The following is a 22,980-nucleotide window of genomic DNA, read 5'->3' on the forward strand; positions in this document are numbered from 1 at the left end:
CCCGTTGGTGACCGACAGCACCTTGCCGCGCGCGTCGTAGCGGAACCGCTCGTCGTGCAGCGGGAGTCCCGCGGCGGTCTCCAGCCGGCGGGTGCGGCGCCCCTCCACGTCGTACTCCGTCACGTCGGTAAAGTTGGGCCCGCTCAGCGACGTCCGCTGCCCGGTGTGGTCGTACCCGAAGGTGAACCCGTTGCCGAACCGGTCGGTGGCCGTCTCCAGCGCCCCCGTCACCGGGTGGTATCCATAGCGGTCCACGGCATTGCTCCCCGCCAGGTTCTGCGGGTGCCTTACCCAGGCGGCGCGGCCCAGCACGTCGTAGCCGTACTCCACCGCGTACACGTGCTGCCCGAAGTCGGTGCCGTGGTAGCTGCGCAGGCGCAGCACGTCCTTCCTGAGCGCACCGTTGCGGTAGTACGCCCGCTCCACTGTTCCCGCGGGTGCATTGGGTTGATTACGGGATCCAGTGGGCGCCTCATGATCGTGGGGTCTCGGGCCGGGAGTGGATGCCGATGTAGGACTGAAACACACACCCTGGCCGTATGGGAACATATATGATTTCTGGGATTGAATCCCCCACTTCTGAGAAGATAGGTACTCCGTTGTGATGCCCAATCCGCTCTAGAAGTTCGACGCTGATGATCTGTTGCGGATGGTTGCCTCCGTAATACCACCGACCGTTTCTGCGGATTGGGTGATTTTGAGAAAACCAGCTAGCACCTGTGGCATAGGGGGGAGAAACCGCCGGATATCGTTGCGAGAACGGCGTGCCCGACACGATTGTGTCCTTGTCCCCCACGATCGCGGCTCGAATCATCTGTAGAGTATCACGCTCTATTACGCAGATTGAAACGGAATCTGCCTGCTCCACGATTTGCTGTGCAGCGTTGGGTTGGGCCGGAACGGTAGATTGCATGCAACCTGCGGCGCTCATCAGTGCTGCCGTGACACCCACACGCGCGACGCGTCTTTTCGAATTCATACTCGTTTACCTCACGGGTATCGGGTTTTCCCCATGCAGACGAGAGCAGATTGATCAATGCTCAACCCTAGCTCTGTCGTTGCCTTGTCGGCATAATACGTAGGTTGAATCCGGCGGTTCGGGTTGATTACGCCATGTATGGCCTCATGCACTACAGCCAGTCCATCTTCTTCTCGGTACAAGCGCGAGCTTAGATACATTACGACACCACCGAGACGTCCATGAAAGGGCGAGTTCCCCCATAGTGGAACTCCGTCCCAATCGCGAACGTTATTATCCCACATACCTAGCTGGCGTGCGGCCGTGCCTAATCCTGCCTCCGTGACTTTGCGGCAGAAATCCAGGTCAGTGCGCAACGTCGTTAGTCGCTGCAAGACATAATCACGTTCCATCGGTCGAGCATTGCGAAGCTGACATCCGAGCATTCTGCAACTACTTAGCGGGGACCACTTGTCTTCATTCAACCCAGCGGAATGGAAGTCATCCGAGGCTGTGCACAGTCCGAGCGCAGCGTCCCGACCGATCCCGAACGCGCACAACCCGTACGGATCATTATACGTAACCGGATCTCCCGCCGCGAAGCCGTACGCATTCAGCCCACCCGCGAGCCCGATCGGGTCCGTCTGCGTGAACTGGCCCGTTTCAGGATCGTAATAGCGATTGCGCATATAAATCTTACCGCTCTGGTCGCGCATGCCGTCGACCAGGCCGCCGAACCAGGTGCGGATGTCGGGGCCGCTGCCACTTCTTGCGTGCCGGGCGGTGGTGCGGTAGCCAGGCCAGTTGACCTGCGTGCACTCGGTGGTCTGGCCGGTGCAGTCACTCACGGCGCCGCTGGTGTAGGTGCCCCGCGCAAACTGGCCGCGCCAGTTCTCGTGCGGAATGATGGTGGGGTGGCCCTCCTTGCGGATCACCAGCGGGCGGTCAATGCCGCCGGCGTGGAAGTAGCTCACCCGCCCGTGGTACGGCCCGGTCGTGGACACGGCATCCAGGTCGAACCGGTCCTCCGCGTCCAGCCGCAGCTCCCACAGCACCTGGTCGCCCGACCACACGTACCGCGTCACATGGCTGACGCACGCCCCCGACCCGCCCCCGCTGCACAGGTCGTCGCGGTTGCTGCGCACCAGCACCCGCCGCCCCAGCGGGTCGTAGCGGTACTCCTCCCACACCCCCGCCCGGGTCACCGACGTGCCGCCGTTCACCACGTTCTCCTGGTAGTACCGCAGCCGCTGGTCCGCCGAGTAGAACGACCTGCTGCGCGAGTGCCGCACCACGCCGTAGGTGCTGGCGTCGAGCTGGCCGTACACCTCTGTCTCGCCCCGCTCGGCGTTGCCGCTGTCGTCGTACCACCGCCGGGTGGTCTCGGGATAGAACAGGCTGTTCTGCGGGTTCTCGGGCTCCTGCTTCAGCACCTCGAACACCTGCCCCCTGCCCGCATGGTAGGTGGTGGAGTGGGAGGGGAGCCACGACCGGTTGGCCAGGTCGCCGCCGCGGCTCCAGTACACGTTCCCCAGCGCGTCCGTCCCGAACTCCTCGGCCTGGAAGCCCGCGTTGTCCAGGTTTTCCCAGTCCGTCCCCGCCAGCATTCCCAGCCCCGAGTACCACTGGTAGTACTCGCTTCCCCCGTTGGTGACCGACAGCACCTTGCCGCGCGCGTCGTAGCGGAACCGCTCGTCGTGCAGCGGGAGTCCCGCGGCGGTCTCCAGCCGGCGGGTGCGGCGCCCCTCCACGTCGTACTCCGTCACGTCGATGAAGTTGGGCCCGCTCAGCGACGTCCGCTGCCCGGTGTGGTCGTACCCGAAGGTGAACCCGTTGTTGAACCGGTCGGTGGCCGTCTCCAGCGCCCCCGTCACCGGGTGGTATCCGTAGCGGTCCACGGCATTGCTCCCCGCCAGGTTCTGCGGGTGCCTTACCCAGGCGGGGCGGCCCAGCACGTCGTAGCCGTACTCCACCGCGTACACGTGCTGCCCGAAGTCCGTCCCGTGGTAGCTGCGCAGGCTCAGCACGTCCTTCTTCAGCGCGCCGTTGGGATAGTACTCCCGCTCCACGACGGCGTCGCCGTTCTCGGCGCGCACCATGTTGCCGGTCCCGTCGTACCGGAAGTGCGTCCACTCTTCCGGGATGAGCAGCGCCTGGCCGGCCGCGTTGGGATACCGCGGAAAGGGGGCCGTGCAGTCGCTGGACGGATAGCAGACCCTGGGGTAGCTCACCTCCGGCACCGTGCGCGTCACCACCCGGCCCATGGCGTCGTAGCGGGTGCGGATGGTGTCGCCGCGGCCGGTGGACCACCACACCGCGTTGCCGCCCTGGTCGTAGCCGTACCTCTGCACCTGGGTGCCGTCGTTCTCCAGCGTCTTGCGCCCCGCCCCGTCGTACTCGAACAGCGTCGTGAGCACGTCCAGCCCCGCCGCGTCGGGCGTGGCCCAGCGCGACACCTGCAGCACGGCGCCCTCGTCGTCGTACCGCGTGTGCACGCTCAGCCGCTCTGCCGGGCTGTCGGCCGGGTCCAGGCGCCCCACCCCCCGCGGGTCGTGCGCCATCATCGGGCCGATGCTCTCGCGGAGCGTGTCCCGGTCCATCACGTCGTACATCATGCGCTGCCGGGCCCCGTGCGCGTACAGCGCCGCCGAGTCGGTGGCGGCCGCCGAGTCGACCGGGGTGACGACGAGCGTGTCGCGCCCCAGCCCGTCGCGGTAGTGCAGCGTCCGGAACCCCGCGGGGCTCACCGCCAGCTTCAGGTTGCCCACCCCGTCGTAGGCCAGCGAGTCGCGCGCGCGCCGGTTCTGCGCGTCCTTCGCCCCCTCCACCGCCCGCAGCTGCCCGGCGTGCGCCCCGGACGTGTAGTAGTGAAAGGTCACCCGTGCGTCGTCGCTCTCCCCCACCCGCTGCCAGAGCGGGTTGCCGTTGAGGGTGTCGTACGCCGTGTACGAGGTGCCCGTCAGCTGCGTGCGCACCGCGCCGCTGTCGGCGAACACCCGCACGGTGTCGGGCCGGTCCCAGCGGTCGTCGTAGGTGTAGGTGGCCACCGCGTTCCACCCGGTGCCGTACGGGTTCACCGACGTGGTGCTGGCCACGCGGCCGCGGCCGTCGTACGTGGCCAGCTGCTGCCCCGTCGGACCCGCCGTCGCCGTCACCAGCGCGGGGAACGCCGTGCTGCCGCGGCTTACGGTCGTGGTCTGCCCCGCCGGGTTCACGGCGCGGCGCACCCGCCCATGCCGGTCCAGGTACAGGTCGGTCACGTCGGTCACGTCGGTGCGGGGCCCGTTGAGCCGCGTGAGCACCTCCCCGCGCGCCACCGAGACGCCGGCCGTACCCGCCGTGCCCGCCAGGACCACCCCTCTGCTCTCCGCCGGCAGAAAGTCCGTCACCACGTCGAGGGCGTCGTTGGCCGTGGTCCCCATCCACAGCCGCGCGCGCGACAGCTTGCCGCGCGTGTCGTACATGTACGTGGTGCGCGTGCCCCGCCGGTCCGTCTGCCCGTTGATGCGGTTGGGGCGGCTGGTGTCGTAGGTAAAGGCGACGCTGTCGCCGTCCGGGTCGCGGATCGCCGTCACCCGCCCGCCCACGCTGGTGAGCACCACCGGGCGCGGGGGAGCCGTGTGGGTGTGGGCGGTGACGTCCACCAGCCGCCCCCCGGCGTTGTAGGTCATCATCCACGAGAAGTCCACCCCGTTACCCGTGGTGGGGGCCCAGATGCCCACCAGGCGGTTTTCGGCCGCGTGGACGAACACGGTGGCCTGGCCCAGCCGGTTCACCGTGCGCACGTGCTGGCCCAGCGAGTTCAGCTGGATCTCGCCGCCCCCCTTCAGCCGCCGGTGGTAGATGCCGGTCGCGTTCTCGAACCGCAGCGTGTCGGGTGCGCCGCCGGGGTTCACGGACTCCCAGATCCGTCCCGCGGTGCGCTCCACGAACAGCTGCGTGCTCCCGTCCCCGCTGATCCACAGCTTGCGCTGCGGCGCGCCGGGGGTGGCGCCGGGCACGTTCGTCACCTGCTCCAGCCCGGCCACCCACCACCCCGCGCCGTAGGGGCTCGCCGCGCGGTTGACGAGGGTGACCTCGCCGGCCGCCGGCGGCGCGGAGACGCGGGTGGTGCCGTAGACGGCGGTGGCCTGCAGGGTGTACGCGTACGTCCCCGTGGCGGCCGAGAGCGCGTCCCACTGCACGCCCACCCGCCGCGGTGTCCCCGGCCGGAACTGCGCGCCGGCGAACGACGCGCGGTGCGTCACGCCGCCCACCACCACCGCCACGGCCATGGAGTCGGGGACGGCGGAGCCGGCCGGCAGGGTGAGGTCGGCGTAGACGGTGGGGCGCGGGTGCGCGTGCTGGGTGTTGTACAGCAGCACCGGCGCCCAGGTGCGGCCCCGGCTGCGGTGCGCGGGAAGCGCGTGCGCCACCCGCAGGTCGCCGCATTCGTACGCCCCGCGGGCGGCGGTGGCCACCGTCACGCAGTCGCCGCGGTCGTTGGCGCCGCCGGACTGCAGCGTGGCCGTCAGCACCGTGGGCGCCGCCTGCACCGAGCCCGCGGCGCCGTATCCCAGCAGCTGGGCCCACCCCGCGTCCTGCACCCCCGGCGCGCCGGCCTGCGTGGCCGTCAGCGTGGCCGACACGTCCTGCCCCGCCGCCACCGTAAACGTCACGTTCACCGCCTGCTGCGCGCCCGGCGCCAGCACCGCCGTGGCGGCCGGCGCGGTGCAGGCCACCGCCCCGCCCGTCTGCATGTCGCCGCAGTGGGCGGCCAGCTGAAAGGACGTGCTCGCCGTGCCCGTGTTTCGCACCCAGAAGGGCAGCCCGTGCGGCCCGGCGCTCGTGGGCTCGGAAAAGGCGAGGGGCGTCACCTCGACCCCGGGGAGCGCGCGGACGTACGTCGCGGACGCGTCCGGGCAGTGCTGCGTCGTGGCCGACGTGTCGCAGATGCGGGCCAGCAGGGTGACGGAGCCGCTCGCCGGCACGGCGATCATCGCCACCGCCCTGAAGTGGTGGGGCACCGGGCCCGCGGGGTCCTCCCTGGCCGCGTAGGCAAAGCTGGAGGTCACATCGGTGGTGTCGCCCGCCGCGTCCACCCTGTAGACGCGAAAGGTGGACTGCCTGAAGCCGTAGTCGTCGCTGCCGGCGACGGCCACGGTCAGGGACGGCTGCGACACGCCCTGGCTTCCCGGCGTGATCCCCATCACCTCCGGCCAGCCATCCTCGGGGTCTTCGCCGGTGTCGCAGCTGGGCGGGCACTGGGCCTGGGCGTGGCCGGGGACGGCCAGGGCGAGCAGGAGCACCGCCAGCAGGGAAAGCAGGCGCGCAAGGGTCCTGAAGGGAGTGCGGGGCATGGTGCGGGGCCGAGGTGTGTGTGGGGCGGGGCGGGAAGGGGTGCCGCGGGGGAGCGGTATCGGGACAAAAGATGTGGGACGGGCGGTGCCGGATGAACCCCCCGCCGCAAAACGGCCGCGAGGTGCGCGCCCCTCGTGACGCATTTTCTTTGCGGCCATGGGGAATCGATCCCGGCCCCGCTCCGGTGCCTTTCCCCTTACGACTTCAAAAAACGGGTTCTCATACCAGATTCTCAGCCCGATTGTGCATTCCCCACAGGCCGTCTCATCCTCGGACCAGATCCTGAAAAAGAATGATCGTACAGAGGAACAGAGTCAGACAGAGGAACCAAGCCGATAACTCAGCTCGCTTCCTCTGTCTGACTCTGTTCCTCTGTACGCATGAAGGTGTTGTTTTCCCGGATTCGGCGTCCCACCGAGGACACGGAGAAGACAAGAGGACAGGTTTCTCCTCCGGCTCTCCGTGCTCTCCGTGCCTTCCGTGAGACGGCGGTAGAAATTTGGGTGCACAATGAACCGCGGGGATTCGGTATCACGCAAAACCAGCAGGGGAAGCAGAGAACAACCCGCTGCTCTCTCTGCCTCCGTCCGTATCTACGTGGGGCCAAGGGGTTTACCCGCCGACCGCACGGGCCCCGTTCGTACAGGTTTCGCCTGGACGAACTGAAGTGATACAAACTGTACTCTACGCGGCGTAATCTACGCGCGATACGTACCCGCTCTCACGATCGTTCGACGATGGCGGCCCCGATCGTCACGTCGGCAAAATTTATCATTTCACGCTGTCTACTGCGGACACGACCGCGAGCAAACGATGGCCTCGGCCGTGAAAATCAGTAACAATATTGGAGGTTTTTTCGCTTCACAAGGATGCGGCGTGATCACCCGTCCGTAAACACCAATGCATTTTACGCGAAGAGTTGACCGGAATCTCTGATGCTTGTAGTCTTCTCGGCGGTTTCGTGCGTGCGCGAAACGTGTCGTATATGGAATGTCGCAAAGGAGCGGTGTAGATCGCCGCCCTCTCCGAACGTGACTCGTGGCAACGTGATCCGGGAGAAGCACGGCCTTATGACGCAAGCGGTGGAGCAGTCCCGGCACGTGGTGCGGGAGCCGGCACGGGTGCACCCCTGGAACGCCACGGAGCGCGAATACCCGCGCGGCGTGTGCGTGCACCACCTGGTGCAGGCGCAGGCCCGCCGCACCCCGGACGCGGTGGCGGTGAGCTGCGGCGGCCAGCGGCTGACCTACGCGCAGCTGGACGCGCACGCCACCCGCGCCGCCCGCCTGCTGCGCCGCCATGGCGTGGGGCCGGACGTGCTGGTGGGCGTGTACATGGAGCGCTCGCTGGAGCTGGTCGTCGGCATGCTGGGGGTGCTGAAGGCGGGCGGCGCGTACGTGCCGCTGGACCCGGCGTACCCCCGCGCCCGCGTGCAGCTGATGCTGGCCGACACCCGCGTCCCCGTGCTGCTGACCCAGCCGCGGCTGGCGGGGGCGGTGGACGCCGGGAACGCGGCCGTGGTGGTGCTGGACGGCGGCTGGTCCGCGCTGGCCGGCGAGTCCGGCGCGCCCTTCGACGGCGGGGCCGATCCGGAGAACCTCTCCCACGTCATCTACACCTCCGGCAGCACCGGCACCCCCAAGGGCGTGCAGATCCGCCACTCCAGCGTGGCCACCCTCATCCAGTGGGCGCCGGAGGTGCTGGGGATCGGCGCGGGATCGTCGGTGCTGGCCTCCACCTCCGTCTGCTTCGACGTGCACGTGGCCGAGACGTGGGTGCCGCTCAGCCTGGGCGCGCGCATCGTCATCGTTCCCAACGCGCTGCACCTGGCTACGCTGGGCGAGGGCGAGTCGGTCGACGTCGCCAGCATGGTCCCCTCCGCCGCGGCCGAGCTGCTGCGGACGGGCGGCATCCCCGCATCCATCCGCTCGCTGAACCTGGGCGGCGAGCCGCTGCGCAACGAGCTGGCGCAGGACCTCTACCGCACCCTCCCCGGTCTTCAGCAGGTCGTCAACCTCTACGGGCCCACGGAGGATACCACCTACTCCACGTACGCCGTCCCCCCGCGCGGCACGGAGCGGACGATGCCGGTGGGGCTGCCGGTGGCGAACACGCGGCTGTACATCCTGGATTCCGGCTACCAGCCGGTGGCGGACGGGGAGACGGGGGAGATCTGGATCGGCGGCGAGGGGCTGAGCCGCGGCTACCTGCGCCGCCCCGCCGCCACGGCCGAGAGGTTCGTCCCCGACCCGTTCAGCCCGGAGCCCGGCGCGCGGATGTACCGCACCGGCGACCTGGGGCGGGGCGGGGAAGACGGGCTGGTGGACTGCCTGGGGCGCACGGACCACCAGGTCAAGGTGCGCGGCTACCGCGTGGAGCTGGGCGAGGTCGAGAACGCCCTGCGCCGCCACCCCGCCGTGCGCGACGCGGTGGCCACCGTGCGCGAGGACGCGCCGGGCGACCGCGTGCTGGTGGGCTACGTGGTGGCGGAGGATGGCGCGGCCCAGGCGGACGTGTCCGCCCCGGCGCTCAAGGCCTTCGTGGGCGAGCGGCTGCCGGAGTACATGGTGCCGACGTTCGTCGTCGCCCTGGACGAGCTGCCGCGGCTGCCCAACGGCAAGGTGGACCGCGGCGCCCTGCCCGCGCCCGTCGTGGACGCGGAGCGCGCGTACACGGCGCCGCGCACCCCGGCGGAGGACGGCGTCTGCCGCATCTGGGCCGAGGTGCTGGGGGTGGAGCGCGTGGGCGCCGAGGACGACTTCTTCGACCTGGGCGGGCACTCGCTGCGTGCCACGCAGGTCATCTCCCGCGTGCGGCAGGCGTTCGGGGTAGAGCTGGCGCCCTTCGCGGTGTTCGAGCTGCGCACCCCGGCCGAGCTGGCCCGCGCGGTGGAGCGTGGCGGCGCTGCGCGCGACGGCGTCGCCCCGCTGGCGCCGGCGGATCGCGACCAGCCCATCCCGCTCAGCTATTCCCAGCAGGCCATCTGGTTTTTCCAGGAGCTGTCGCCGGGGATGAAGTCGTACAACTTCCAGGCGGCCATCCGCTTCGACGGCGCCCTGGACGTCCCCGCGCTGGAGGGCGCGCTGCGGGAGATCGTCCGCCGCCACGAGATCTTCCGCACCGTCTTCATCGCCGTGGACGGCGAGCCGCGGCAGCGGGTGCAGGCGCCGTGGGAGGTCCGCCTGGACGTCACCGACCTGCGCGAGGTCCCGGAGGCGGCGCGGCAGGGGGAGCTGGACCGGCTGCTCCGCATCGAGTTCCAGAAGCCGTTCCACCTCGGCAGGCTGCCGCTGATCCGCTGGACGCTGTACCGCACGGCGGACGACGCGCACGTGCTGGCCGCCGTCGAACACCACTTCGTCCACGACGGGTGGAGCTTCGGGGTGTTCCTGCACGAGTTGGCGGCGCTGTACGCGGCGTTCGCGGAGGGGCGTCCCAGCCCGCTGGCGCCGCTGGACGTGCAGTTCGCCGACTACGCGGTCTGGCAGCGCGCGTGGATGCGCGGCGCCGAGGCGGCGCGGCAGCTGGAGTACTGGAAGGGGCAGCTGGCCGGCCTGCCGCCGGTGCTGGAGCTGCCCGCCGACCGGCCCCGCCCGGCGGAGATGAGCTTTCTTGGCCGTTCCTTGCGCTACCGCCTGCCGCCGGAGCTGGTGCGCGCGGCGCAGGCGTTCAGCCGCCGCCACGGCGTAACCCTGTACGTCACGCTGATGGCGGCGTACCAGGCGCTGCTGCACCGCTACACGGGCGAGGCCGACTTCGCGGTAGGCGGCGGCGTGGCCAACCGCAACGAGCGGCTGGCCGAGCAGGTCATCGGGATGATCGTCAACACCGTGGCGCTGCGGGCCGACCTGTCCGGCGATCCCACGGGGGCGGAGCTGATCCGCCGCGTGCGGCAGACCACCTTTGGCGCCTACGCCAACCGCGAGATCCCCTTTGGCGAAGTGGTCGAGGCGGTGCAGCCGCAGCGCCGGCTGAGCCACCTGCCGATCTACCAGACCGCGTTCAGCTTTCACGACGCCCCGTATCCTCCGTTCCAGCTCCCCGGCGTGCGGATGGACGTCACGGAGGCGCTGAGCAACGAGTCCGCCAAGTTCGACCTGCAGGTCATCTGCATTCCCCGCGGCAGCCAGCAGGCCGGCGCCGAGGACGAGGTGACCATGCTGTGGGAGTACGCCACCGACCTCTTCGACGAGGAGCGGGTGGTGCGGATGGAGGCGCACTACCGCACGCTGCTGCGGGCCCTGCTCGCGGATCCGGAAGCGCGCGTCTCGGCCCTGCCGCTGCTGGCGGACGACGAGCGGGCGCGGGTGGTGGATGGATGGAACGCCACCGGGGCGCGGATCGACGTCGCGCAGCCCGTCCACCGCTTGTTCGAGGCGCACGCGGACCGGGCGCCGGACGCGCCGGCGGTGACGGGGGATGGACTCCGGCTGACGTACGGCGAGCTGGACCGCGCGGCCAACCGCATTGCCCATGCGCTGATCGCGCGCGGGGTGCGGCGGGGCTCCCTCGTCGCCGTCTGCATGGAGCGCGCGCCGGAGCTCCCCGCCGCGCTGCTGGGCGTGCTGAAGGCCGGCGCGGCATACGTCCCCATCGACCCCGCGTACCCCGCGGAGCGCATTCGCTACATGGTGCGCGACAGCGGCGCGGCCGTCCTCGTCACGCAGGCGTCGCTGGCGGAGCGGATGACCGATGCCGGCGCGCCGGTGCTGACCGTGGACGCGGCCGCGTCGGTCGCGGAAGACGTGTCCGACGCCCGGCCGGACGTGCCGGTGGACGCGGCCGACCTGGCGTACGCCATCTACACCTCCGGGTCCACCGGCACGCCCAAGGGGGTGATGGTGGAGCACCGCGCCCTGGCCAACCTGGCCGGCTGGCACGCGCAGGCCTTCGGCGTCACACAGGCGGACCGGGCGACGCTGGTCGCGGGGGTGGGATTCGACGCCTCCGCCTGGGAGACGTGGCCGTACCTTTCCCGCGGCGCCTCGCTGCACGTCGTCCCCGAGGCGGCGCGGACGGAGCCGGCGGAGCTGCGCGACTGGCTGACCGGCGAGCGCATCACTCTCACCTTCCTTCCCACGCCGCTGGCGGAGGGCGTGCTGCCGCTGGCCTGGCCCGCGTTCACCCCGCTGCGGGCGATGCTGGTGGGCGGCGACCGGCTGCGCTCACGGCCGGCGGCGGACCTTCCCTTTGCGCTGGTCAACAACTACGGGCCCACCGAGAACACAGTGGTGGCCACCTCCGGCCCCGTGCCGGCGGCGGGCGAGGGGCTGCCCACCATCGGCCGGCCGATCGCCAACACCACGGCGTACGTGCTGGACGACCACCTGAACCCCGTTCCCGCGGGCGTCCCCGGCCAGCTGTACGCGGGGGGCGCGCAGGTGGCGCGCGGCTACCTGGGCCGGCCGGCGCTCACGGCGGAGCGGTTCATCCCCGATCCCTTCGCAAAGCTTCCTGGCGCGCGGATGTACGCCACCGGCGACCGCGTGCGCTGGACGCGCGAGGGCGAGATCGACTTCCTGGGGCGCACGGACTTCCAGGTAAAGGTGCGCGGATTTCGCATCGAGCCGGGGGAGGTCGAGGCGGCGCTGCGCACGCACCCCGCCGTGGCCGACGCGGTGTGCGCGGCGCGCGCGGACGAGGGCGGCGCGCCGCGGCTGCTGGCCTGGGTGGTGGCGTCCGGCGCGGACGCGTCGCTCCCCGCGGAGCTGCGGGCGCACCTGCGCGACCGGCTGCCGGAGTACATGGTCCCCGCCGCCATCGGCACCGTGGCGGCGTTCCCCCTGACCCGCAACGGCAAGACGGACACGGCGGCGCTCCCCACCCCCGACGCGGCGCGGGCCGAGGCGGCCGAGTCCGTCCCCCCGCGCACGGAGGACGAGCGCACGCTGGCGGCGATCTTCGCCGGGCTGCTGCGGGTGCCGGCGGTGGGGGTGTTCGACAACTTCTTCGACCTGGGCGGCGACAGCATCCTCAGCATCCAGCTGGTGTCGCGGGCGCGCGAGGCGGGGCTGCACGTCACCACGCGGCAGGTGTTCCAGCACCAGACGGTGGCCGCGCTGGCCGCCGCGGCCGTGCCCGTCGCCGTGGAGCCGGTGGACGCGCAGCCGGCGTTCGGCGGCGCGGGGCTGGACGCGGCGGAGCTGGACGAGCTGATGTACGCGCTGGACCAGGAGGGGCTGTCGTGATCTCCCCCGCCATCCAGGACGCGTACGAGTTGTCCCCCGTCCAGCAGGGGATGCTCTTTCAGACCCGGCTGGACCCGACGGCCGACGTGTACGTGGTGCGGCTGTGGACGCGCCTTTCCGGGGCGCTGGACGTGGACGCCTTCCGCGCCGCCTGGGCGTGGGCCGCGGACCGCCACCCCGTCCTGCGCACGGGGTTCGTCACCGAGAACGTGCGCACCCCCGTGCAGGTGGTGCACGCGCGGGCCGCCATCCCCCTGGACCTGCTGGACTGGAGCGGGGTGGACGAGGCCGAGGCGGAGCGCCGCGTCCAGGCGCTGCTGGACGACGACCGGGCGCGCCCCTTCGACCTGGCCGCGCCGCCGCTCCTTCGCCTGCGCCTGGCGCGGATCGCGGCGGACGAGCACGTGCTCGTCTGGTCGCTGCACCACCTGGTGATGGACGGGTGGAGCTACACCACCCTCTTTCGCGAGGTGCTGGCCCGCTACGACGCCATCGTCCGGGGGACGGAGTTCGATCCGCCCGCGCCGCGCGCCTACAAGGAGTTCATCGGCTGGCTGCGCGGGCGCGACCGCGCGGCGGCGGAGGCGTTCTGGCGCGCGGCGCTGGACGGCGTGGCCGAGCCCACGCCGCTGGGCATCGACCGCGCGGCGCGGGGCGGGGACGCGGGCTTCGGCGACCACAGCCTCCACCTCTCGGTCGAAGCCACCGCCGCGCTGGCGGAGGCGGCGCGCGCCCGGCGGGTCACGCTGGCCACGCTGGTGCAGGGGGCGTGGGCGCTGGTCCTGGGCCGCTACGCGGGGACGGACGACGTGGTGTTCGGCTGGACGGGCTCCGGGCGGCCGGAATCGCTATCCGGCGCGGAGCGGATGTGCGGCCTGTTCGTCAACACCCTTCCCGCCCGCGTGCGCGTGGCGGACGACGCGTCGCTGGAGCCGTGGCTGCGTGCGCTGCAGGACGCGCAGCTGGCCGCGCGCGAGCACGAGCACACGCCGCTGGTGGACGTGCAGGGGTGGACCGAGGTGCCGCGCGGGCGCCCGCTGTTCGAGACCCTCCTGGCCTTCGAGAACTTTCCCCGTCTGGACGGCGCGGCGGCGGGGACGGGCGGGCTGACGGTCGGCGCCATGCGGGGCGCCAGCTCCACCGGCTACCCGCTGACGCTCCTCGCCCACCCGGGCGAGCGGATGCACCTGCGCGCCTACCAGGACCGCGCGCGCATCCCCGACGCGGCGGCGCGGCGGCTGCTGGGGCACCTGGCCGCCGCGCTGGGGGCGATCGCCGCCGCGCCGGCGGACGCGCGGCTGGGGGAGCTGGAGATCCTGACGGCGGAGGAGCGCGCGCGGGTGCTGGGCCCGTGGGCCGCGCCGCGCCGTCCCTATCCCGCCCTTCCCATGCACCGCCTGTTCGCGGAGCACGCGGCGCGCGATCCCCACAAGACCGCCGTTACCGCGGCGGACGGGACGCTGACGTATGGCGAGCTGGAGGCGCGCGCCAACCGGCTGGCCCGCCACCTGGCCGCCCGCGGCGCGGGCCCGGGGCAGATCGTGGCCATGGGGCTGGAGCGCGGCACGCACCGCATCGTCACCCTGCTGGCCATCGTCAAGGCGGGGGCGGCGTACCTGCCGCTGGACCCGTCGTATCCCCGCGAGCGCCTGGCCTTTCTGCTGGACGACGCCGGCGCGCGCGTGGTGGTGACCGACGCGGCCACCGCCGCCCTGCTGCCGCTGGACGGCCGCACCGCCGTGCTGGTGGATGCGGACGCGGCGCAGATCGCCGCCGAGTCCGCCCAGGCGCCGGCGGTGCGGGTGGAGGCGGACGACGCCCTGTACGTGGTCTACACCTCGGGGTCCACGGGGACGCCCAAGGGGGTGCTCCTTCCGCACCGCGCCCTGGCCCGCCTGGTGCGCGCGGCGGACTACGCCGACTTCGGGGCGGAGCAGGTGTGGATGCACTTTGCCGCGCTCACCTTCGACACGTCGGCGCTGGAGATCTGGGGCGCGCTGGCCAACGGCGCCACGCTGGCCGTCTTTCCTCCCCATCAGCCCACGCTGGATGAGCTGGGCACGTTTCTCCGCGAGCAGGGGGTGACCTCGGCGTGGCTCACCGCCGGGCTGTTCCACCAGCTGGTGGACGCGCGGATGGAGGACCTGGGCGGGCTGCGGCAGCTGATGGCGGGCGGCGACGTCCTTTCCGTCTCCCACTGCCGGCGGCTGCTGCAGGCGCACCCCCACCTGCGGCTGATCAACGGCTACGGGCCCACGGAAAACGGCACCTTCACCTCGGCGCACGTGGTGGAGCCGGCGGACGTGGAGCGCGCCTCCATCCCCGTGGGCCGGCCGGTGCCCAACACCACCTGCTACGTGCTGGACGGGCGGCTGCGGCCGGTGCCCGCCGGCGTGTGGGGCGAGCTGTACACGGGCGGCGACGGGCTGGCCATCGGCTACCTGAACCGGCCGGAGATGACGGCGGAGCGCTTCGTCACGGTCGACGTCGACGGGCGGGCGGAGCGCGTCTACCGCACGGGCGACCGGGTGCGGTGGATGGACGACGGGGCGCTGGAGTTCCTGGGGCGCACCGACTTCCAGGTCAAGATCCGCGGCTTTCGCGTGGAGCCGGGGGAGGTGGAATCGCTCCTCCAGTCCCACCCGGAGGTGCGCGAGGCGGCCGTGGTGGCGCGGGACGACGGACAGGGCGGGCGCCGCCTGGTGGGCTACCTGGCGGGGGACGTGGACACCGAGGCGGTGGACGGCTGGCTGCGCGAGCGGCTGCCGGACTACATGGTCCCCGCCGCGCTGGTGCGGATGGACGCGCTGCCGCTGAACCGCCACGGCAAGGTGGACCGCGGCGCCCTGCCGGACCCCGGCGCGTCGGCCGATGCGGACGCCAGCGCGTACGTGGCGCCTCGCACGGAGGCCGAGGAGCTGCTGGCCGCGCTGTGGGGCGAGGTGCTGGGCGCGGAGCGGGTGGGAGTGCACGAGGACTTCTTCGCGGCCGGCGGGCACTCGCTGCACGCCATGCAGCTGGTGACGCGCATCCGCGAGGCGCTGCGGGTGGACCTGCCCCTCAACGCCTTTTTCGAGGCGCCCACCGTCGCCGGGCTGGCGGCGCGGCTGGCGGAGCAGGATGGGACACATGCGGACCGCGTGGAGCGGACGGCGCGGCTGTCCCGCCTCGTCCGCCGCATGCCCGACGCGGAGGTGCGTGCGCTGCTGCAGGACGCGCCCGGCGCGCCCGCGGGGCGCACGGAGGCCGCCCGGCGCCAGGCGCTGCTCACCCTCCTCCTCCGCGCCGAGGGCGTGGCGGCGGATGGCGACGACCCCATCGTCCCCCGCGCGGAGGGCGAGCCGGCGCCGCTCTCGTTCGCGCAGCGGCGGCTGTGGTTCCTGGACCGGCTGGAGCCCGGCGCCATGTACAACTCGCCGCTCGCCCTGCGCGTGCACGGCGCGCTGGACGCCAGTGCGCTGCAACGCGCCCTGGGCGAGATGGTGCGCCGTCACGCGTCGCTGCGCAGCGTCTTCCGCGCGGACGCGCGCGGCGAGGGCGAGCAGGTGGCGCTCCCCGCGGGCGGCTTTCCCCTGCCGTCCGACGACCTGTCCGCCCTCGCCGGGGACGAGCGGGAGGCGCGGGCGCTGCGCATCGTCCACGACGAGGTGCGCCGCCCCTTCGACCTGGCCGCCGGGCCCGTGTTCCGCGCGCGGCTGCTGCGGCTGGCGGCGGACGAGCACGTGCTGGTGCTGGCCATGCACCACGTGGTGAGCGACGGGTGGAGCCTGGGCGTGCTCTTCCGCGAGCTGGGCGCGCTGTACGAGGCGTTCTCGGCCGACGCGCCGGCGCCGCTGGCGTTGGGGCCGTCGCCGCTGGCGCCGCTGCCGCTGCAGTACGCGGACTACGCCGCCTGGCAGCGCGGGCACTGGACGGAGGAGCGCCTCGCCGCGCAGCTGGCGTGGTGGCGCCGGGCGCTGGAGGGCGCGCCCGCCGTGCTGGAGCTTCCCGCGGACCGGCCCCGCCCCGCGGTGCAGAGCCACCGCGGCGCCCGCCTGCGCGTCGCGTTGCCGCACGCGCTGGCCGAGGGGGCGCGCGCGCTGGCCCGCCGCGAGGGCGCCACCCCGTTCATGGTGATGCTGGCCGCCTTCCAGGTGCTGCTCTGGCGCTGGTCGGGCGAAGATGACCTGGTGGTGGGCTCGCCGGTGGCGGGGCGCACGCGGCCGGAGACGGAGGGGCTCATCGGCTTTTTCGTCAACACGCTTCCCCTGCGCGCGGACCTCTCGGGCGATCCCGCCTTTGCCGCGCTGCTGCATCGCGTGCGCAACACCACGCTGGGCGCGTACCAGCACCAGGACCTTCCCTTCGAGCGGCTGGTCGAGGCGCTGCACCCCGGCCGCTCGCTGAGCCACGCCCCCGTCTTTCAGCACGTGTTCGCGCTGCAGAACGCCACCCCGGCGGAGCTGCGCCTCCCCGGCCTGCGGATGGAGGTGATGCCGATCGAGGTGGGGACGGCGCGCTACGACCTGGAGTGGTTCTTCCGCGAGCGGGACGAGGGGATCACCGGCTCCATCGACTACGCGGCGGACCTGTGGGACGAGGCCACGGTGCGGCGGATGGCGGGGCACTACCAGCGGTTGCTGGAAGCCGCCGTGGCGGGGCCGGACACGCCCATCTCCGCGCTTCCCCTGCTGGACGACGCGGAGCGCGACCAGGTGCTGCGCGGGTGGAACCGCACCGAGCGCCCGGACTGGGCGGACGCCTGCATGCACGAGCTGTTCGAGCGGCAGGCCGCCCGCACGCCGGACGCGCCCGCGGTCATCCACGACCAGGCGACGGTCACGTACGCGCAGCTGGACGCGCGCGCGGAGCGGCTGGCGCAGCGCCTCCGTGCCCTGGGCGTGGGGCCGGAGGTGCGCGTGGGCATCCACCTGGAGCGCGACCCGCAGATGATCGCGGCACTGCTGGCGGTGCTCAAGGCGGGCGGCGCCTACCTGCCGCTGGACCCCACCTATCCCGCGGACCGCCTGGCCTTCATGCTGGAGGACGCGGAGGCCCCGCTGGTGCTTACCCGGCCGCACCTGCGCGACACCCTTCCGCCGGTGGATGCGCGGGTCGTGGCGCTGGACGATGACGACGGGACGGGGGATGACACGCCCCTCGGCGCGTCCTCCGCGGCGGCCGGCGCGGCCCGGCGGGCGGAGCCGGGGAACCTGGCGTACATGGTGTACACCTCCGGCTCCACCGGCCGGCCCAAGGGGGCGATGATCCAGCACGCCGGCGCCGCCGTGATGCTGCGTTGGGCCGCGGAGGAGTTTACGCCCGAAGAGGTGGCGGGGGTGCTGGCGTGCACCTCCATCTCCTTCGACCCCTCCGTCTTCGAGATCTTCCTGGCCCTCACCTCCGGCGGCGCCGCCGTCCTGGCGCGCGACGCGCTGGCGCTGGCCGAGCTGCCGCGGCGCGACGCCGTCACCCTGGTGGACACCGTTCCCTCCGCCGCCGCCGAGCTGGTGCGGATGGGCGCCATCCCCCCCTCCGTGCGGGTGGTGGGGCTGGTGGGCGAGCCGCTGCCGCGCGCGCTGGCCGACGCGCTGTACGCCACCGGCACCGTGCGCCGGGTGGTGAACTTCTACGGCCCCTCCGAGGACAGCGTCTACTCCACCTGCGGTGTGGTGGAGCGGGGGCCGGCGCCCGTCACCATCGGCCGGCCGATCTGGGGAACGCAGGCGTACGTGCTGGACGCGGCCATGCAGCCGGTGCCCGCCGGCGTTCCCGGCGAGCTGTTCCTGGGCGGCGCGGGGCTGGCCCGCGGCTACCTGCGGCGGCCGGGGCTCACGGCCGACCGCTTTGTCCCCAGCCCGTTCGGCGCCGCGGGGTCGCGGCTGTACCGCACCGGCGACCGGGTGCGCTGGCGGGCGGACGGGGTGCTGGAGTTCGTGGGGCGGCTGGACTTCCAGGTAAAGGTGCGGGGCTTTCGCGTGGAGCCCGGCGAGGTGGAGGCGGCGCTGCGCCGGCATCCGGCCATCACCCACGCGGTGGTGGCGCTGGCGGGCGAGGGCCCGGCGCGGCGGCTGGCGGCGTGGGTGGTGACGGCGCCCGGCACGGATGCGCCGGACGTGGACGCGCTCAAGGCGCACCTGCGCCGCGGGCTGCCGGACTTCATGGTCCCGCAGGCGTTCGTCTTCCTCGATCGCCTTCCCCTTACCCGCAGCGGCAAGACGGACCGCAAGGCGCTCCCCGCGCCGGAGGCCGGCGGCGAGGCGGCGGAGCACGTGCCGCCGCGTACGCCGGCCGAGCGGACGGTGGCCGAGGTGTTCGCGCGGGTGCTGGGGGTGGAGCGGGTGGGCGCGGCGGACGACTTCTTTGCGCTGGGCGGACACTCGCTGCTGGCGATGCACGTCTGGACGCACCTGCGCGACCGCGGCGGCGCCGCGCTGCCGCTGCGCGCGCTGTTCCAGAACCCCACCGTCGCGGAGCTGGCCACCGCGCTGGAGGCGGCGCTGGCGGCCGCGCCGGGCGGAGACGCGGCGGACGCCGAGGTCCGCATCACCGCACGGCCGCGGCAGGGGACGGAGGTGGAGGTGCGCGGGGCGCGGGTGTCCGCGCACGCCGCCCCCGTCTCGTTCTCGCAGCAGCGGCTGTGGATGCTGGACCGCATGGATCCGGAGCGCGCCGCGTACGCCGTTCCGCTGGCCCTGCGGGTGCGCGGCGCGCTGGACGTGGACGCGCTGCGGCGGGCGCTGGACGCGCTGGCGGCGCGCCACGAGTCGCTGCGCACCGTGTTTCGCTGGATGGACGGAGCCCCGGTGCAGGTGGTGCTCCCGGAGGCCGGCCTGCCGCTGGAGTCGGTCGACCTGGAGGCGCTGGACGCCGACGCGCGCGAGGCGGAGGTGCGGCGCCGGCTGGCGGACGAGGCGGCGCGCTCGTTCAGCCTGGAGCACGGCCCGCTCGCCCGCGCGGCGCTGTACCGGCTGCACGCGGACGAGCACGTGCTGCTGCTGAACCTGCACCACGTGGTCACCGACGGGTGGAGCACCGGCGTGCTGCTGCGCGAGCTGGCGGCGCTGTACGGCGCCTTTTCGAACGGCGAGCCCTCGCCTCTCGACCCGCCGGCGCTGCAGTACGCGGACTACGCCGCCTGGCAACGCGAGCGGCTGGCCGGCGCCGTGTACGACGAGCAGCGGGCGTGGTGGAAGGCGGCGCTGGCCGGCGCCCCCGCGCTGCTGGAACTGCCGTACGACCGCCCGCGCCCCCCGGTGTGGGAGGGGCGCGGCGCCATGGAGCGCTTCCGCCTGCCGCGCTGGGCGGCGGACGCCGTGGCGGAGCTGGCGCGGGCAGAGGGATGCACGCCCTTCATGGTGCTGCTGGCGGCGTTCGGGGCGCTGCTGGGGCGGTACGCGCGGCAGGACGACTTCGTCGTGGGCACGCCGGTGGCGAACCGCGCGCGGCCGGAGACGCGCGACGTGGTGGGCTTTTTCGTCAACACCCTGGCGCTGCGGACGGACCTGTCGGGCCAGCCCACCTTCCGCGCGCTGCTGCACCGGGTGCGCGAGGCCACGCTGGGCGCGTTCGCGCACCAGGAGATGCCCTTCGAGCGGCTGGTGGACGAGCTGAAGGTGCCGCGCTCCGCCGCCCACGCGCCGCTGTTCCAGGTGATGTTCAGCCTGCAGAACGCCAACGACGGCGACGCGCCGCTGCCGGGTCTGGATGTGGAGCGCATCCCGGTGCAGGGCACGCACGCCCTGTTCGACCTTACCCTGGCGCTGCGCCCGCGCGAGGACGGGATGGATGGCGCGCTGGAGTACGCCACCGCGCTGTTCGACCGCGGCACGGCGCTGCGGATGATCGGCCACTTCCGCACCCTGCTGGCGGCGGCGTGCGCGGCGCCGGACGCGCGCGTCACGGACCTCCCCCTGCTTTCCGCGGTGGAGGTGGACGACGCCCTGCGCGCCTGGGAAGGCCCCGCGCTGCACACCGTCCCCGCGACCCTCCACGCGCGCATCGCGGCGCAGGCCGCGCGGACGCCGGACGCGATCGCGATCGACGGCGGTTCGATGGACGGCGGGGCGGTGCGGGTGACGTACGCGCAGCTGGAGGCGCGGGCGAACGGGGTGGCGCGCGGGCTCCGCGCGCGCGGCGTGGGGCGGGGCGCGCTGGTCGCCATCCGCGCGGAGCGGAGCGTGGAGACGGTCGCCGCGGTGCTGGCGGTGCTCAAGGCCGGCGGCGCGTACCTGCCGCTGGACCCCGCGTACCCCGCGGAGCGGCAAGCGTACATGCTGGCGGACAGTCGCGCCGCCCTGCTGCTGGACGCCACCGGCGCCGGCGCGCCCCACGGCTACGCCGGCCCCGTCGCCGACCTGGCGGAACTCGCCGCGTCCGCGCAGACCCCGCCCGAGCCGGCGCCCGCGATTCCCTGTTCCCAGTTCCCTGTTCCCTGCAGTCCCGAGGACCTGGCGTACGTCATCTACACCTCCGGCTCCACTGGCCGGCCCAAGGGCGTGGCGGTGCCGCACCACGCGCTCAGCGCCTACGTGGACGCGGCGCGGCAGGCGTACGGCCTGACCCCCGCGGACCGCTTTCTCCAGTTCGCTCCGCTCAGCTTCGACAGCAGCGTCGAGGAACTGTTCGCCCCCCTGGCCGCCGGCGCGACGATGGTGTTGCGGGACGGGGAGATGATGGAGTCGGTGGATGGCTTCTGGCGGGCGTGCGCACGGCAGCAGCTCACCATCACCAGCCTGCCGACGGCGTACTGGCACGAGGTCGCGGCGGCGATGGAGCATGCCGCGCCGGTCATCCCCCCCTCGCTGCGGGTGATGATCGTGGGCGGCGAGCGCGCGCTCCCGGAGCGAGTCGCGCAGTGGCGCCGGGGGACGGCATCACCCGCTCACCCGCTCACCCGTTCACCCGTTCATCCCGCCGTTCGGCTGATCAACAGCTACGGCCCCACGGAAACCACCGTCGCCGCCACGCTGCACACGGTGGATTCCTCCGACGAATCCGCCGTCCCCATCGGCCGGCCGATGCCGGGCTACCGCGTGCGGGTGCTGGACGCGTCGCTGCGCCCCGTTCCCGCGGGTGTCCCGGGCGAGCTGTTCGTGGGCGGGGTGGGCGTGGCGCGGGGCTACCTGCATCGCCCCGGCGCCACGGCGGAGCGCTTCGTCCCCGACCCGTTCGCGGCGGAGCCGGGTGCGCGCCTGTACGCCGCGGGCGACCTGGTGCGCTGGGCGGCGGACGGCACCCTCCACTTCCTGGGCCGCACGGACGACCAGGTAAAGGTGCGCGGCTTCCGTATCGAGCCCGGCGAGATCGAATCGCTGCTGCGCCGCCACCCGTCCGTGCGCGACGCCGTGGTCGCCGTGCGCGAGGACGTGCCGGGGGACCGGCGGCTGGTGGCGTACGTGGTCTCGGAGGATGGGGATCGGTGCATCGAACCCCTCCGTGCCGCGCTGCGGGCGGAGCTGCCGGCGTACATGGTCCCCTCCGCCTTCGTGGCGCTGGACGCGCTGCCGATCGGCCCCAGCGGCAAGATCGACCGCCGCGTCCTCCCCGCGCCGCGATCGAACGATGCGCCCGCCGCGGGCGTGCCGCTTTCCCGGCGGGAGGCGGAGGTGGCGGAGGTGTGGCGCGAGGTGCTGGGCGCGGACGCCATCGCCCCGGACGACAACTTCTTCGACCTGGGGGGCAACTCGCTCCTCCTCATCCGCCTGGCGGGCCGGCTGAAGGACCAGCTGGGGAGCACGGCCACGGCGGTGGACCTGTTCCGCTTTCCCACGGTGCGCACGCTGGCCGCGCACCTGGCCGCCGACCGCGACGATGCGCCCGCCGCATCCCCCGCCGGCACGCGCGCGGAGGGGCTGCGGCACGGGACCAACCGCCTGCGCAACCTTCGGAAGGGTGCGCCGGCCTGAGAGGGTGTTGCCAAACCTCCCAGCGTGATTGACTTCCTGAGGGAGGCGCTGCCCCGTAACTCGCTTGTACACTGCACCTTGGCGCCGACTGAAGGACCTCGCCAGCAGAACGACGGGGCTGGTCCCGTGCCCTGATCGGGCCCCTGCGCCACCGAGACGAGGTCCTTCGGTCGCGCGCAGGCGGTTGTGTGGAATCGGGTTGCACGTGGTGCGCTCCCTCAGGAAGTCATCGCTTCTTTGTGAGGTTGGGGGGATAGCAACACTCTCTGAGGGGTCGCAGAAGGAATGGCCTCACACGGAGTCAACGGAGTCAACGGAGTTTTCTCGTGCTCTTTCCTCGGCTCACTGTCCGAAACGCCGATCCGTAGTGAGCGGAGGCATGGCGCTCCAGTCGACGAGGCACGAGCCGGCGTGGGGCGTCGGGAACGGAAGAGGGATGGAAGCGCGGCAGGGGACCATGAGAATTTTTTGGGGAGGATGCGGATCGCCCGATGATCTCGGCGGCGCACGGGAGCAAGCGGTCTGCACCACCTGATGCGCGATCTGTAGGACCATCCGCCACCTCCACGCCCGAGGTGAGCGGCACGAATTACCAGACGCGGGTCTG

4 protein-coding genes are annotated in these 22,980 nt (G+C 72.6%); 2 read left to right on the forward strand and 2 right to left on the reverse strand.

Annotation, left to right across the window (positions count from 1 at the left end; translation table 11 throughout):
* A partial coding sequence (locus VGC13_RS25305) for a hypothetical protein (RefSeq protein ID WP_331128102.1) occupies positions 1-426 on the reverse strand: 426 nt, incomplete at its 3' end.
* Between the two features lie 564 nt (positions 427-990).
* On the reverse strand, positions 991-6,297 hold the full coding sequence (locus VGC13_RS25310; RefSeq protein WP_331128103.1) for an RHS repeat-associated core domain-containing protein: 5,307 nt from the start codon (positions 6,295-6,297) through the stop codon (positions 991-993).
* A 1,071-nt stretch (positions 6,298-7,368) separates the two neighbouring features.
* On the opposite strand from VGC13_RS25310, the gene VGC13_RS25315 reads away from it, so the two are divergent.
* Complete coding sequence (locus tag VGC13_RS25315) at positions 7,369-12,486, forward strand: amino acid adenylation domain-containing protein (RefSeq protein WP_331128104.1); 5,118 nt, start codon at positions 7,369-7,371, stop codon at positions 12,484-12,486.
* Positions 12,483-22,373: an amino acid adenylation domain-containing protein gene (locus VGC13_RS25320; protein ID WP_331128105.1), complete on the forward strand. Its 9,891-nt coding sequence runs from the start codon at positions 12,483-12,485 to the stop codon at positions 22,371-22,373. Before VGC13_RS25315 ends, VGC13_RS25320 begins: the two co-directional genes overlap by 4 nt.
* Positions 22,374-22,980 lie beyond the last annotated feature (607 nt).

The organism is Longimicrobium sp. (assembly GCF_036399255.1).
Taxonomy (GTDB): Bacteria; Gemmatimonadota; Gemmatimonadetes; order Longimicrobiales; family Longimicrobiaceae; genus Longimicrobium.